This is a genomic window from Streptomyces glaucosporus, from assembly GCF_039533345.1.
In the GTDB taxonomy this organism is placed as follows: domain Bacteria; phylum Actinomycetota; class Actinomycetes; order Streptomycetales; family Streptomycetaceae; genus Streptomyces; species Streptomyces glaucosporus.
Map to the genome: position 1 here is coordinate 44,677 of NZ_BAAATJ010000013.1, position 14,445 is coordinate 59,121.

The following is a 14,445-nucleotide window of genomic DNA, read 5'->3' on the forward strand; positions in this document are numbered from 1 at the left end:
GACCGCATTCGTCCTGGCAGACGTACCGGCGTGCGGGCCGCCCGGCGCGGCCGGCACGCCTCGTGGGCAAGGCCGCCCGCCGACCGGAACGCCGAACCGGACGGCGGGCCGCGACAACGGCAAGTGCAAGTGCAAGTGAGGACGGCGGATGGCACGGGCGTACACGACGGAGGCGGGCACGGAGCCGGGGCAGGACGGGACGGACCGGTGGTCCGGTTCCCCGGCCTCCGCCGCCGCCCGGGCCCGGCGCGCGATCGCCGGCCTGGGCGGCGAGGGCGGATGGCGGCGCGGCTGGATCATCGCACTGCTCGCCGTGGTGCTCGCCCTGGTGATGGCCCTGCACGCGCGGGTGCCCAACCGGGTGGGAAACCTGGGCAGCCTGCTGGAGACCTTCCTGCCGTGGGTGGGAGCGGCGATTCCGGTGCTGCTCCTCGCCGCCCTGCTGCGCCGCTCGGCCACCGCGCTCGTCGCGCTGCTGCTGCCCGTGGTGGTCTGGGCGGACATGTTCGGCGGCCTGATCACCGACAAGCGGGGCACCGGCGGCGACCTGACGGTCGTCACCCACAACGTCAACGCCGACAACCCCGACCCCGCCGGCACGGCGCGGCAGTTGGCGGCGTCCGGCGCCGAGGTGGTGGCGCTGCAGGAGCTGCCGGGCCGGTCGGTGGCGGAGTACGAGAAGGCGCTGGAGGACTCCTACCCCCACCACACCGTGCAGGGGACGGTCGGGCTGTGGAGCAAGTACCCGATCGGCGACGCCCGTCCGGTGGACATCGGGATCGGCTGGACCCGGGCGATGCGCGCGACCGTGACCACGCCGCGGGGCGAGATCGCCGTCTACGGCGCGCATCTGCCGTCGGTGCGGGTGAAGTTCGAGGCCGGGTTCACCGCCCGGCAGCGCGACGTGGCCGCCGACCTGCTGGGCGAGGCCATCGTGCGGGAGCCGATCGACAAGGTCGTGCTGCTCGGCGACCTCAACGGGACGATGAACGACCGGGCGCTGGCGTCCGTCACCTCCCAGATGCGCTCCACCCAGGGCGCGGCGGGCGACGGCTTCGGCTTCAGCTGGCCCGCGTCGTTCCCGATGACCCGGATCGACCAGATCATGGTGAAGGGAGTCGAACCGGTGTCGTCGTGGACGCTGCCCCCGACGGGGAGCGACCACCTGCCGCTGGCGGCGTCGGTGAGCTGGTGACGCACCGGCGGCCCCCCTTGGGAGCCGCCGGTGGACGGTACGGAAGGACGGCCTGCCCCTCGGGGCGGGCCGTCCTTCGGTTTCCAGCTCTTTTCGCACTCCGCCGTTGCTTTCGCTGCTTGTAGCACGGCTGTCACCTTTTTGTTTTGTGCCGGAACAAAAAGACTGCGAGACTGGTTCCAGCACGGAGCGCACAGACTCCGTTCCTCCTGCTTCGCAACCACCCCTCGCATCGAAAGGCCCACCATGCCCCTGGCCCTGCTCGCACTGGCAGTCGCGGCCTTCGGTATCGGCACCACCGAGTTCGTGATGATGGGGCTGCTGCCCGACGTCGCGGACGACCTGGGCGTCTCCGTGCCCACCGCCGGCCACCTCGTCTCCGCCTACGCCCTCGGCGTCGTCGTCGGCGCCCCGCTCCTGGCCGCCGTCGGCGTCCGCGTCCCGCGCCGGCGGATGCTGATCGCGCTGATGGGCCTGTTCACCCTCGGCAACCTCGCCACCGCCCTCGCCCCCGGCTACGGCACGCTGCTGGCGGGCCGGGCGCTGTCCGGACTGCCGCACGGCGCGTTCTTCGGCGTCGGCGCGGTCGTCGCCGCCCGGCTGGCCCGCGAGGGACGCGCGGCGCGGGCCGTCGCCACGATGTTCCTCGGCCTGACCGTCGCCAACATCGTCGGCGTCCCGCTCGGCACGGCGCTGGGGCAGCAACTCGGCTGGCGCGCCACGTTCCTGGTCGTCACGGCGATCGGACTGGTCGCGATGGCGGCGCTGGCGGTGCTGGTGCCGCACCTGCCGCTGGAGCGGCGAGGCGGCGGGGCGGGCCGCGAACTGACGCGGGAGGTGCGGGCGCTGGGGGACCGGCAGGTGCTGCTGGGACTGCTGACGGCCGTCTTCGGGTTCGCGGGCGTCTTCGCCCTCTACAGCTACCTCGCGTCGATGGTCACCGAGGTCACGGGGCTGGCCGACTCGTCGGTGACGGTCGTGCTGGCGCTGTTCGGCGTGGGGATGACGCTGGGCGCGCTGGCCGCGGGCCCGCTGACCGACCGGGCGCTGCGGCCCACGCTGTACGGCGCGCTGGGGGCGCTGGCGCTCGTGCTGGTGGCCTTCCGGTTCACGGTGCACGTGCCGTGGGCGGCCCTGGCGACCGTGGTGGTGATCGGCGCGGTGGGGTTCATGACCACCACGCCGCTGCAGATGCTCGTGATGGAGAAGGCGCGCCACGCGCCCACGCTCGCCGCGGCCTCCAACCACTCCGCGTTCAACCTGGCCAACGCGGGCGGCGCGTGGGCCGGCGGCACGGCCATCGCGGCGGGCTGGGGCTGGACGTCGCCCGCGCTGGTGGGCGCGGTGCTCGCGGTCGTGGGGCTCGCGATCGCCGTGGTGGCGGGCGTGCTGGACGGCCGGGGCGGCCGGGGCGGCCGTGGGGTGCTGGCGCGGCGGTCGCGGGTGGTGGCCCGTGGGGCGGGTGTCCGTGAGGGGGAGGCTCGTGGGGCGGGGGCTCGTGGGGCGGGTGTCCGCTGAGGTCGGGGCTCGTGGGGTGGGTGTCCGTGAGGGGGAGGCTCGTGGGGCGGGGGCTCGTGGGGCGGGTGTCCGCTGAGGTCGGGGCTCGTGGGGTGGGCCGGCGTCCGTGGGGGGCGGGGCCGGTCCGGGGCGGACGTTCCGGACGGTACTATTTACGGCCGTTACCGTGCATGGCCATGTGAAGCGCTCATTGGCCGCAAATAGCACTTGAGTGTCCGGAACATCCACCCCTCCCCGTCCCCTCCCGCGGTCGGCCGTCTGGCGGTCGGGGTCTGGTGGGGGCGGGGTGGCGGCGTCAGCCGGTCTCGCGCCAGCGGTTGGTGATGGGCAGCCGCCGGTCCTTGCCGAAGCCCTTGGCCGAGATCTTCGTCCCCGGCGGGTACTGCCGCCGCTTGTACTCGGCGGTGTCCGTCATCCGCAGGACGCGGGTGACGGTCTCCTCGTCGAAGCCCTGGGCGATGATCTCCTCGCGGCCCATGTCCCGGTCGACGTACAGCTCCAGGATCCGGTCCAGGACGTCGTAGTCGGGCAGGGAGTCGGCGTCCACCTGGCCGGGGCGGAGTTCGGCGCTCGGCGGCTTGAGGATGGAGTTCTCCGGGATGGGCGGGGTCTCGCCGCGTTCGGCCGCGGCCTTGTTGCGCCAGCGGGCGAGGCTGTAGACGGTCGTCTTGTAGACGTCCTTGATGGGGCCGAACGCGCCCACCGAGTCGCCGTAGAGCGTGGAGTAGCCGCAGGCCAGCTCGGACTTGTTGCCCGGGGCGAGGACGATGTGGCCCTCCTGGTTGGAGATGGCCATCAGCAGGGTGCCGCGCAGCCGGGCCTGGAGGTTCTCCTCGGCGAGCCCGGTGAGGCGGAGGGAGTCCATGTAGGCGTCGAACATCGGGGCGATGGGCACCGTGCGGAAGTTGAGGCCGGTGCGCCGGGCCAGGTCCGCCGCGTCGTCCTTGGAGTGCTCCGAGGAGTAGCGCGAGGGCATGGAGACGCCGTACACGTTCTCCGCCCCGATCGCGTCGCAGGCGATGGCCGCCACCAGAGCGGAGTCGATGCCGCCGGAGAGGCCGATGAGCACCGAGCGGAAGCCGTTCTTCAGCACGTACGCGCGCAGGCCGGTGACGAGGGCGGTGTAGATCTCCTCGTCGTCGTCCATCCGCGGTGCCTCCGCGCCGCTCACCTGCGGCTCGTAGGCGGGCAGCGGGTCGGCCGAGAGGATCCGGTGGTCGACGCGCAGGCCGTCGGCGACGCTGCCGGAAGGGGGCTCGGGCGCGGCGGCGGGCAGGTCGAGGTCGAGGACGACGCAGCCCTCCTCGAACTGCGGCGCCCGCGCGATCACCTCGCCGTCCGCGGAGACGACGATCGAGTCGCCGTCGAAGACCAGGTCGTCCTGACCGCCGACCATCGCCAGGTAGGCCGTGGTGCAGCCCGCCTCCCGGGCGCGGCGGCGCACCAGGTCCAGGCGGGTGTCGTCCTTGTTCCGCTCGTAGGGGGAGGCGTTGATCGACAGCAGCAGCCCGGCCCCGGCGGCGCGGGCCGCGGGCACCCGGCCGCCGTCCTGCCACAGGTCCTCGCAGATCGCCAGCGCCACGTCGACGCCGTGCACCCGGATCACGGGCAGCGTCTCGCCGGGGACGAAGTAGCGGAACTCGTCGAAGACCCCGTAGTTGGGAAGGTGGTGCTTGGCGTACGTCAGCACGACCTCCCCGCGGTGCAGCACGGCCGCCGCGTTCTGCGGGGCGCCGGCGGGCTGGCCGTAGCGGGGCCTGGCCTCCTCCGCCCGGTCGAGGTAGCCGACCACCACCGGGACCTCGCCCAGGCCCTCGTCCGCCAGCCGTCCGGCCAGGGCCGCGAGGGCGGCCCGGCTGGCGTGGACGAAGGACGGCCGCAGCGCCAGGTCCTCGACGGGGTAGCCGGTGAGCACCATCTCGGGGAACGCCACGAGGTGCGCACCCTGCTCGGCCGAGTGCCGCGTCCAGCGGAGGACCGCGTCCGCGTTCCCGGCGAGGTCGCCGACGGTGGAGTCGATCTGGTTCAGGGCGAGTCGTAGCTGAGGCACACGGCCAGTCTAATCGTCTGATTGACGCGATACCGGGAGGCGGACCGCCCTTTCCGCACAGCCGTGTTCACCCCGACCGGGGTGAACACGGCTGCAGGGGACGCCGCGCCGAACCTGCTGGAGGAAGCCGGGAAGCTGCCCGGCCACCGCGTCGAGATCATCGGGGGAGAGATCACCGTGACGCCGCCCGCCGACGGGCGCCGCGGAAACGCCCTGACCGACGTCATGGCCCCGCTCCTCGCCTCGGACCTGCACGGCAAGGAGTCCAGGGTGATCCAGGCCGGGGTCTGGCTGCCCGACGGTCCCTTCGACCACGCGGTTCCCGATCTCGCCGTGGTGGACGCCGACTTCGCCGAGCACAACCGCTACGACCCGGCCGTCTTCCGGACGGTCCTGGAGGTCACCTCCTCCAACTACGGCAACGACCTGAAGAAGAAGCCGGCCGCGTACGCCTTCGCCGGGATCCCGGTGTACGTCATCGCCGACCGGCGCGTCCACGTGCTCACCGAATCCGGGCACGGGGAGTACCGGGTGCACGCCGTGCACCCCCCGGGGGAGTCCTTACCCTGCCCGAGTCCGTGGGGGCGGCGGTGACGCTGGAGGCGGACGGGGTGCTCGGGCTGGACTGACCCCCGGAAAGAGGTTGCCGCGGGCGGGAGCCGCCGTCATCCTGAGAGCGCTCTCAGGATGACGGCGAAGAGGGGGAGGAACGCGGTGACCACGAGGACCGGGCCGTTCGTGAGGCCCTACCGGCCCGGGGACCGGGACGCGGTGTACGACGTGTGCGTGCGCACCGCCGACGCGGGCGGCGACGCGCGGGGGATCTACCGCGACCCCGACCTGATGGGCGACCTCTTCGCCGGCCCGTACGTCCACCTCGCGCCGGAGCTGGCGTTCGTCCTGGACGACGGCGAGCGGGCGGTGGGGTACGCGATCGGCACCGCCGACACCGCAGCCTTCGCCGAGGCGTTCCGCCGCGAATGGCTGCCCCGCGTCGCCGGCCGGTACCCGCGGGCCGAGGCGCCGCGGACCCCGGACGACCACATGATCGAACTGCTACACACGCCCGAGCGGATGGTCCTGCCCGAACTCGCCGACCACCCGGCGCACCTCCACATCGACATCCTCCCCGAGCACCAGCGGGCGGGACACGGCGGGGAACTGATGGGCGAGCTGCTCGCCGCGCTGCGGCGGGCCGGAGCGGAGCGCGTCCACCTGGGGATGCTGACGGCCAACACCGGCGCCCGCCGCTTCTACGACCGCCTCGGCTTCCACGAGCTGAAGGTGCCCGACCCCGGCCCGCTCACCTACCTCGGCAGGGCCACGGGAGAGCTGCCGCACCGCCGGAACCGCCCGGAGACCGGGTCGGCGTAATGTGGCGGTAACCCCTCACCGTGATACTGGTGTGCCGACCGCCCCGCGTCCCCGGGCGGTACGGGGAAGGGCCGTCTGACCAGCGAGGATGGGTGACCATGGACAAGCAGCAGGAATTCGTGCTCAGGACGCTCGAGGAGCGCGACATCCGGTTCGTCCGGCTGTGGTTCACCGACGTGCTGGGCTTCCTGAAGTCCGTCGCCGTCGCGCCCGCCGAGCTCGAGCAGGCCTTCGAGGAGGGAATGGGCTTCGACGGCTCCGCGATCGAGGGCTTCGCCCGGGTCTACGAGTCCGACATGCTGGCCAAGCCCGACCCCGGCACCTTCCAGATCCTCCCCTGGCGCGCCGAGGCCCCGGGCACCGCGCGGATGTTCTGCGACATCCTGATGCCCGACGGCTCCCCCTCGTTCGCCGATCCGCGCTACGTCCTCAAGCGGGCCCTGAACAAGGCGTCCGACCTCGGCTTCACCTTCTACACCCACCCCGAGATCGAGTTCTTCCTGCTGAAGGACAAGCCGGTGGACGGCACCCGGCCGACCCCCGCGGACACCTCGGGCTACTTCGACCACACCCCGCAGCACGTCGGCCAGGACTTCCGCCGGCAGGCGATCACCATGCTGGAGTCGATGGGCATCTCGGTGGAGTTCTCCCACCACGAGGGCGCCCCCGGCCAGCAGGAGATCGACCTGCGGTACGCCGACGCGCTCTCCACCGCCGACAACATCATGACCTTCCGCCAGGTCATGAAGCAGGTCGCGCTGGAGCAGGGCGTGCAGGCGACGTTCATGCCCAAGCCGTTCTCCGAGCACCCCGGCTCCGGCATGCACACCCACCTGTCCCTCTTCGAGGGCGACCGCAACGCCTTCCACGAGTCCGGCGCCGAGTACCAGCTCTCCAAGGTCGGCCGCTCCTTCATCGCCGGACTGCTGAAGTACGCCGCGGAGATCTCCGCCGTCACCAACCAGTGGGTCAACTCCTACAAGCGCATCTGGGGCGGCGCCCAGCGCACCGCGGGCGCCGGCGGCGAGGCCCCCTCGTACATCTGCTGGGGGCACAACAACCGCTCCGCGCTCATCCGCGTGCCGATGTACAAGCCGGGCAAGACCGCCTCCACCCGCGTGGAGGTGCGCTCGCTGGACTCCGGCGCCAACCCCTACCTGGCCTACGCGGTGCTGCTCGCCGCCGGGCTCAAGGGCGTCGAGGAGGGCTACGAGCTCCCGGCCGGGGCCGAGGACGACGTGTGGGCGCTGTCGGACTCCGAGCGCCGCGCGCTGGGCATCGAGCCGCTGCCGCAGAACCTGGGCGAGGCGATCTCCCTGATGGAGCGGAGCGAACTGGTCGCCGAGACCCTGGGCGAGCACGTCTTCGACTTCTTCCTCCGCAACAAGAAGCAGGAGTGGGAGGAGTACCGCTCCGAGGTGACGGCCTTCGAGCTGCGCAAGATGCTGCCGGTGCTGTGACGGCCCGGGCACGGGACGGCCGGTAACCTGCGGAACCGGGACCGACGCGGCGAGAGGACGGCACACGGTGGCGCAGGGCGGTCGGCGGGACAGCCGGTTCGGACGCTTCGTACGGCGCGGATTCGCCGACCCGGAGGCGGCCGGCCGGTTCCTGGACGCGCCCGCCCTCGACCGGGCGCGGGACGACGCGGTCCTGCTGGACGCGCTCGGCGCCACCGCCGACCCCGACCTGGCGCTGCGGTCCCTCGTCCGGCTGGCGGAGGCCCAGCCGGACGAGGGCGAGCGCCAGGCCCTGCTCGGCACCGTGCTGGCCGCCAAACCGCTGCGCGACCGGCTGCTGGGCGTGCTCGGCGCCTCCGAGGCGCTCGGCGACCACCTCGCACGCCACCCGGGAGACTGGCACGTCCTCCAGGAGTACGAGACCGCCGACCTCCACCCGGGAACGGCGGAGTTCGAGGCCGCGCTCGCCCCCGCCGGAGACCCCGACGAGCTGCGCGTCGCCTACCGCCGCGCCCTGCTCGCCATCGCCGCCCGCGACGTCTGCGGCACCACCACCGTCGACCAGACCGCCGCCGAGCTGGCCGACCTGGCCACCGCCACCCTCCGCGCCGCCCTGGCGATCGCCGAGCGCGAGGCGCCCGAGGACGCGGCGCTGTGCCGGCTGGCGGTGATCGGGCTGGGCAAGTGCGGCGGCCACGAGCTGAACTACGTCTCGGACGTGGACGTCGTCTTCGTCGCCGAGCCGGCCGGCGGACCGGGCCGCGGGAACGGCAGCGGGAACGGCAACGGCGACGGGGACGGCCGGGAGGAGAGCCGCGCCCTGCGGGCCGCGACCCGGCTGGCCTCCCGGATGATGCGGATCTGCTCCGACAGCACCGCCGAGGGCACCATCTGGCCGGTGGACGCCAACCTCCGCCCCGAAGGACGGAACGGCCCGCTGGTGCGCACCCTGAGCAGCCACCTGGCGTACTACCGGCGCTGGGCCAAGACCTGGGAGTTCCAGGCGCTGCTCAAGGCCCGCCCGGTCGCCGGGGACGAGGCGCTGGGCCGCGAGTACCGCGACGCCCTCGCCCCCCTGGTGTGGCAGGCCGCCGAGCGGGAGAACTTCGTCGCCGACGTCCAGCAGATGCGCCGCCGCGTGGTGGCCAACATCCCCGCCTCCCAGGTCGACCGCGAACTCAAACTGGGCCCCGGCGGGCTGCGCGACGTGGAGTTCGCCGTCCAGCTCCTCCAGCTCGTCCACGGGCGCAGCGACACCTCCCTGCGCAGCCCCACCACCCTGGAGGCGCTCGACGCCCTCGCCGCGGGCGGGTACGTCGGACGCCAGGACGCCGCCTCGCTGGGCGAGGCGTACCGCTTCCTGCGCACCCTGGAGCACCGCATCCAGCTCCGCCGGCTGCGCCGCACCCACCTGATGCCCCGCGACGAGGACGAACTGCGCCGCCTGGGACGCTCCCTGGGCTTCCGCCAGGACCCGGTGGCCGAGCTGACCCGCGCCTGGAAGCGGCACGCCGCGGTCGTGCGGCGGCTGCACGAGAAGATCTTCTACCGCCCGCTGCTGGACGCCGTCGCCCAGCTCGCCCCCGGGGAGATCCGGCTGTCGACCGACGCGGCCCGGCAGCGGCTGGAGGCCCTGGGCTACGCCGACCCGGCCGCCGCCCTGCGCCACCTGGAGGCGCTGACCTCCGGGGTCAGCCGCAAGGCCGCCATCCAGCGCACCCTGCTGCCGGTGCTGCTGGGCTGGTTCGCCGACTCCGCCGACCCGGACGCCGGGCTGCTGGGCTTCCGCAAGGTCTCCGACGCGCTCGGCCAGACGCCCTGGTACCTGCGGCTGCTGCGGGACGAGGGGGCCGCCGCGGAGAACCTGGCCCGGGTGCTGTCCGCCGGACGCCTCGCCCCCGACCTGCTGCTGCGCGCGCCCGAGGCCGTCGCCCTGCTCGGCGACCCCGGAGGGCTCGGACCGCGCGGCCGGCAGGCGCTCACCCAGGAGGTGCTGGCCGCCGTCGGGCGGGCCGAGGGGCCCGAGCAGGCCGTCGCGGCGGCCCGCGGGGTGCGGCGCCGGGAGATGTTCCGCACGGCCGCGGCCGACATCGTCGGGGCGTACCGGGTGGGCGGCGCCGAGGCGGGGGCCGCGGCCGCCGCCGGCAGCGGGGTGACCGACCGCGGCGACGGGGCCGCCGCCGCGGTGGACCGGGTGGGCGAGGCCCTGTCCGACCTCAACGCCGCGACGATCGCCGGAGCCCTGCGGGCCGCCGTGAGCGGCCGGTGGGGCGACACCCTGCCCACCCGGTTCGCCGTCATCGGCATGGGCCGCTTCGGCGGCCACGAGTTGAACTACGGCTCCGACGCGGACGTCCTGTTCGTCCACGAGCCGCGCGAGGGCGCCGACGAACGGGAGGCGGCCCAGGCCGCCTTCGCCGTCGCCAACGAGATGCGCCGCCTCCTCCAGCTCCCCAGCAGCGACCCCCCGCTGGCGATCGACGCCGACCTGCGGCCCGAGGGCCGCAGCGGCCCCCTGGTGCGGACCCTGGCCTCCTACGCCGCCTACTACCGCCGCTGGGCGCAGGCGTGGGAGCGGCAGGCGCTGCTGCGCGCCGAGCCCGTGGCGGGCGACGAGGAGCTGGGCCGCCGCTTCGTCGAGCTGATCGACCCCCTCCGCTATCCCCGGGGAGGCCTGGGGGAGGACGAGGTGCGGGAGATCCGCCGCCTCAAGGCCCGGATGGAGACCGAGCGGCTGCCGCGCGGCGCCGACCCCACCACCCACACCAAGCTCGGCCGGGGCGGGCTGTCGGACGTCGAGTGGACCGTCCAGCTCGTGCAGCTGTGCCACGGCGCGGAGGAGCCCGGACTGCGCACCACCCGCACCCGCCGGGCCCTGGCCGCCGCGCGGGACGCCGGGCTGATCGGCGACGAGGACGCCCGGACGCTGGACGAGGCGTGGGTGCTGGCCACCCGGGTGCGGAACGCCGTGATGCTGGTGCGCGGAAGGCCCGGCGACACCTTCCCCTCCGAGCCGCGCGAACTGGCCGCGGTCGCCCGCCACCTCGGCTGCGAACCGGGGCACGTGGGGGAGATGCTGGAGGACTACCGGCGCACCACGCGGCGGGCGCGGGCCGTGGTGGAGCGGCTGTTCTACGGGGACGGCTGAGGGGCCCGGAGACGACTGAGGCGGCTCCCGTCGGGGGCCGCCTATGGCGTGGCGGGCACCAGCCGGGGCATGCGGTGGACCGGTTCGCCGTACCAGAGGTAGGAGACCGCGAAACCTATGCCCAGGCAGGCCACCCCGCCCACCGCGTCCAGCCAGAAGTGGTTGGCGGTGCAGACGATGACCACCAGGGTGGCCGCGGGGTAGAGCCAGCCGAGGATCTTCACCCACAGCGGGGCCGCCAGCAGCGCGATGGTGATGCCGCACCACACCGACCAGCCGATGTGCATCGACGGCATGGCCGCGTACTGGTTGGAGACGTTCGCCATGTTGCCGGAGGCCATCGAACCCCAGGTGTCGTGGACCTTCACGGTGTCGATGAAGTGCACGCCCTCCATCAGCCGCGGCGGGGCCAGGGGGAAGAAGTAGTAGCCGAACAGGGCGACGGCCGTGGTGGCGAACAGCACCGTGCGGGTGGCGGCGTAGCGGCCCGGGTGTCTGCGGTAGAGCCAGACGAGCACCCCTATGGTGACGATGAAGTGCAGCGTCGCGTAGTAGTAGTTCATCGTCACGATGAGCCAGGTGACGCCGTTCGCCGCGTGGTTGAGCGTCTGCTCGACGGCGATGCCCAGGGCGCGTTCGACCTCCCACAGCCACGTGGCGTTCCGCATGGCCTGCGCCTCCTGCTCGGGCACGGCGTTGCGGATCATGGAGTACGTCCAGTAGCTGACCGCGATCAGCAGGACCTCGAACCAGATGCGGGGCCTGCGGGGGGCGCGGATGCGCCCGACGACGGCACGGCGCGGCGCCGGGACACGACTGTCTTCCCTGCGTTCACCTGCCTGAGTGACCACGGTCACCCGTTCTTCTTCTGTCGTCCTCGCGGTCGAAGCCCCCATGGGGGCACAGTCTGCCAGAATCCGGCTTCCGACCGATCATCCCCCGGTACCGTCCAGGCCGCCCCGCGTCCCCCGCGAGCCGGACGTCCGTGAGTCGGACGTCCGGCCCTGGGGGGCGGAGGCGGTGGAGCCCCGGACGACCAGCTCGGGCAGGAAGACGAACTCGCTGTGCGGGGCGGGGGTGCCGCCGATCTCCTCCAGCAGCGCCCGCACGGCCGCCTGCCCCATCGCGGTCACCGGCTGCCGGATGGTGGTCAGGGGCGGGTCGGTGAAGGCGATCAGGGGGGAGTCGTCGAAGCCGATCACCGAGACGTCGCCGGGCACCGACAGCCCGCGCTGCCGGGCCGCCCGGATCGCCCCGAGCGCCATCATGTCGCTGGCGCACACCACGGCCGTGCAGCCCCGTTCGATCAGGGCCCCGGCGGCGGCCTGCCCGCCCTCCAGGGTGTAGAGCGAGTGCTGGACCAGCTCCTCGGCCTCGCCGCGGTCCATCCCCAGCTGCTCCTGGAGGCTGGCCAGGAAGCCCTCCGTCTTGCGCTGGACGGGGACGAACCGGGCCGGCCCCAGGGCCAGGCCGATCCGCCGGTGCCCGAGCGAGGCCAGGTGCGTGACGGCCAGCCGCATCGCCGCGCGGTCGTCCGGGGAGACGAAGGGCGCCCGGACCTGCGGGGAGAAGCCGTTGATCATCACGAACGGCACGCCCTTGCCGCGCAGCTGCTCGTAGCGCTGCATGTCGGCGGTGGTGTCGGCGTGGAGGCCGGAGACGAAGATGATCCCCGCCACGCCCCGGTCCACCAGCATCTCGGTCAACTCGTCCTCGGTCGAGCCCCCGGGGGTCTGGGTGGCGAGAATGGGCGTGTAGCCCTGACGGGTCAGCGCCTGTCCGATGACCTGGGCGAACGCCGGGAAGATCGGGTTGTCCAGCTCCGGCGTGATCAGCCCGACCAGGCCCGCGCTGCGCTGGCGCAGCCGCACCGGCCGCTCGTACCCCAGCAGGTCGAGGGCGGCGAGGACGGACTCGCGGGTGGCCGGGGAAACGCCCGGTTTGCCGTTGAGGACGCGGCTGACCGTCGCTTCGCTGACCCCCGCCTGGGCTGCGATGTCAGCTAGCCGTGCGGTCACAGAAGTGGACTGTACCTGCCATGTGTCGGACTGCCCACCGTACCCGGGAGTTTGCCGGAAACCTTGCGGTATGCGCCGGGGTTCACCGCCGGATCTCCCTGCCGGACCTCCTGCCGGACGGACCACCGGACCTCCCCGCCGGACGGACCGCCGGACCTCCCCGCCGGACGGACCGCCGGGCCGGGGGAGCCGGGCCGGCGGTCCGGGGCGGTTCAGCGCACGATGTCGTAGCCGGGCAGCAGCTCGGTCTGCCACTCCTCGGCGGTGCGGGTCAGTCCCTGCCGGGGCGTCTCCTCGCCGCGGAGGATGGCCGTGTAGTGGGGCTGGAGGGCGCTGAGGAGATCGCCGTTCTCGGGGATGGGCGGACGGGCGACGGCCTTGGTCAGCACGACGTAGAAGGAGTCGCGGACGGGGTCGGCGAGGACCTTGTCGGTGTAGGCGGCGGTGCGCGTCGGCAGCAGCCCCAGGGCGAGGGCGGTGCGCTCCTGCTGTTCGGCGGACGTCATGTACCGGACGAACTCGTAGGAGGCTTCGAGGTTCTCCGACTTCGCCGAGACCACGAGGTTGTGGCCGCCGATCGGACCGCCCGCGGTGCCGGTGGAGCCGGCCGGGACGGTGGCGATGCCCAGGTTGCCGCGGTCCTTGAACTCCTCGCTCGCGAAGAGGTCGGCGGTCGCCCAGGGGCCGTTGATCATCATGGCCGCCTCGCCGTTCCTGAAGGCGTTCTGCATCGCGGCGTAGGCGTCCTTCGCCGGGGGCTCGGGGGCGGCCCCGGAGGAGACCAGGTCGGCGGCGGTGGAGATGCCGCGGACCGAGGCGGAGTCGGCGACGGTGATCTCCAGGGAGCCGGCGTCGACCAGGTCGCTCTCCTCGCCGTACAGGAAGGGCAGGGCGTAGAAGGGGTCGGGGTTGAGGACGATCCCCTCGGCGCCGGTCCGCTCCTTGATCCTCAGGGCGGCGTCCTTGAGGTCCTTCCAGGTGGCGGGCGGACGGGTGATCCCCGCCTCCTCGAAGATCCGCCGGTTGTAGAGCAGGGCGAGGGTGTCGGTCACCTGGGGGACGCCGTACACGCCGCCGTCCTCGTAGATCACGCTGTCGGTGACGTTCGGCATGAAGTCGGAGGAGACGTCGCCCTCCAGGGCGCGGGTGCCGGTGAGGTCGGCGAGGTGGCCGTCGGCCATGAAGCCGGCCGTCCAGCCGACGTCCGCGCGCAGCACGTCGGGGATGCCCGTACCCGACTCCACGGCGTCGAGGTACTTCTGCTGGGCCTGCTCGAAGGGGACGTTGACGTACTCGACGTCGATCGTCGGGTGCTTCTTCTCGAACTCGGCGACGAGCTTCCTGAAGTGGGGGGACTCGGCCTCGCCGGAGGTGTCCCACCAGGTGACGGTGCCGGAGGCCGGCGGGGCGTCCCCGGAGCCGCCGATCCCGCAGGCGGTGGCGGTGAGCGCCAGGCAGGCGGCGGCCGCGGCGCGGAACAGGCGTCCGCGCGGGCCACGCGGACCTCTGGACCCGGACGGTCCAGAACGTATGCGACTTTCCATACCCCACTACCCGTCTTTCTTCAATCGGGGGATCCGCTGGAACGGGGAGGAAGGTAGCAGCCGTGCAAGTTTTTGCGGAAGCCGTTGCAGACTCGTTTGCAGAAAGTTGCCGCAAGGTCTTTCTAAAAGATTGCCGCG

The 14,445-nt window shown here is 73.1% G+C and carries 9 protein-coding genes and 1 pseudogene; 6 read left to right on the forward strand and 4 right to left on the reverse strand.

Going from position 1 to position 14,445, the window contains the following annotated elements; translation table 11 throughout:
* Nucleotides 1–148 precede the first annotated feature (148 nt).
* Nucleotides 149–1,195 carry an endonuclease/exonuclease/phosphatase family protein gene (locus tag ABD358_RS15460; protein ID WP_344631581.1) on the forward strand — a complete coding sequence of 349 codons (1,047 nt, stop codon included), beginning with the start codon at nt 149–151 and terminating at the stop codon, nt 1,193–1,195.
* Between the two features lie 246 nt (nt 1,196–1,441).
* Complete coding sequence (locus ABD358_RS15465; RefSeq protein WP_344631582.1) at nt 1,442–2,713, forward strand: MFS transporter; 1,272 nt, start codon at nt 1,442–1,444, stop codon at nt 2,711–2,713.
* 295 nt (nt 2,714–3,008) lie between these two features.
* Here ABD358_RS15465 and ABD358_RS15470 read toward each other — a convergent pair whose 3' ends face one another.
* Nucleotides 3,009–4,763 carry an NAD+ synthase gene (locus ABD358_RS15470; protein ID WP_344631583.1) on the reverse strand — a complete coding sequence of 585 codons (1,755 nt, stop codon included), beginning with the start codon at nt 4,761–4,763 and terminating at the stop codon, nt 3,009–3,011.
* A gap of 81 nt (nt 4,764–4,844) precedes the next feature.
* Between ABD358_RS15470 and ABD358_RS15475 the strand changes: the two are divergent.
* From ABD358_RS15475 to ABD358_RS15490, 4 genes and pseudogenes are all read left to right on the forward strand, one after another.
* Nucleotides 4,845–5,392: pseudogene (locus tag ABD358_RS15475) on the forward strand (Uma2 family endonuclease).
* 58 nt (nt 5,393–5,450) lie between these two features.
* Nucleotides 5,451–6,137 (forward strand): GNAT family N-acetyltransferase, encoded by a 687-nt coding sequence (locus tag ABD358_RS15480; protein ID WP_425576337.1) that lies wholly within the window; start codon nt 5,451–5,453, stop codon nt 6,135–6,137.
* Nucleotides 6,138–6,235: 98 nt separating this feature from the next.
* Nucleotides 6,236–7,597, forward strand: coding sequence for a type I glutamate--ammonia ligase (gene glnA / locus ABD358_RS15485; RefSeq protein ID WP_344631586.1), 1,362 nt, complete (start codon nt 6,236–6,238; stop codon nt 7,595–7,597).
* 67 nt (nt 7,598–7,664) lie between these two features.
* Nucleotides 7,665–10,745: a bifunctional [glutamine synthetase] adenylyltransferase/[glutamine synthetase]-adenylyl-L-tyrosine phosphorylase gene (locus tag ABD358_RS15490; RefSeq protein WP_344631587.1), complete on the forward strand. Its 3,081-nt coding sequence runs from the start codon at nt 7,665–7,667 to the stop codon at nt 10,743–10,745.
* A gap of 41 nt (nt 10,746–10,786) precedes the next feature.
* Here ABD358_RS15490 and ABD358_RS15495 read toward each other — a convergent pair whose 3' ends face one another.
* From ABD358_RS15495 to ABD358_RS15505, 3 genes are all read right to left on the reverse strand, one after another.
* Complete coding sequence (locus ABD358_RS15495) at nt 10,787–11,641, reverse strand: phosphatase PAP2 family protein (protein WP_344631588.1); 855 nt, start codon at nt 11,639–11,641, stop codon at nt 10,787–10,789.
* A gap of 36 nt (nt 11,642–11,677) precedes the next feature.
* A complete protein-coding gene (locus tag ABD358_RS15500) occupies nt 11,678–12,763 on the reverse strand; it encodes a LacI family DNA-binding transcriptional regulator (RefSeq protein ID WP_344631589.1) in 1,086 nt (361 codons plus the stop codon).
* A 212-nt stretch (nt 12,764–12,975) separates the two neighbouring features.
* Entirely contained in the window at nt 12,976–14,307 is a 1,332-nt protein-coding gene (locus ABD358_RS15505) for an extracellular solute-binding protein (RefSeq protein ID WP_344631590.1), read from the reverse strand.
* Nucleotides 14,308–14,445 lie beyond the last annotated feature (138 nt).

Coding starts and splice junctions, on each gene's coding strand:
- ABD358_RS15495 (WP_344631588.1), bottom strand. CDS start 11,641: ATGGGGGCTTCGACCGCGAGGACGACAGAAGAAGAACGGGTGACCGTG.
- glnA (WP_344631586.1), top strand. CDS start 6,236: ATGGACAAGCAGCAGGAATTCGTGCTCAGGACGCTCGAGGAGCGCGAC.
- ABD358_RS15505 (WP_344631590.1), bottom strand. CDS start 14,307: ATGGAAAGTCGCATACGTTCTGGACCGTCCGGGTCCAGAGGTCCGCGT.
- ABD358_RS15460 (WP_344631581.1), top strand. CDS start 149: ATGGCACGGGCGTACACGACGGAGGCGGGCACGGAGCCGGGGCAGGAC.
- ABD358_RS15480 (WP_425576337.1), top strand. CDS start 5,451: ATGACGGCGAAGAGGGGGAGGAACGCGGTGACCACGAGGACCGGGCCG.
- ABD358_RS15465 (WP_344631582.1), top strand. CDS start 1,442: ATGCCCCTGGCCCTGCTCGCACTGGCAGTCGCGGCCTTCGGTATCGGC.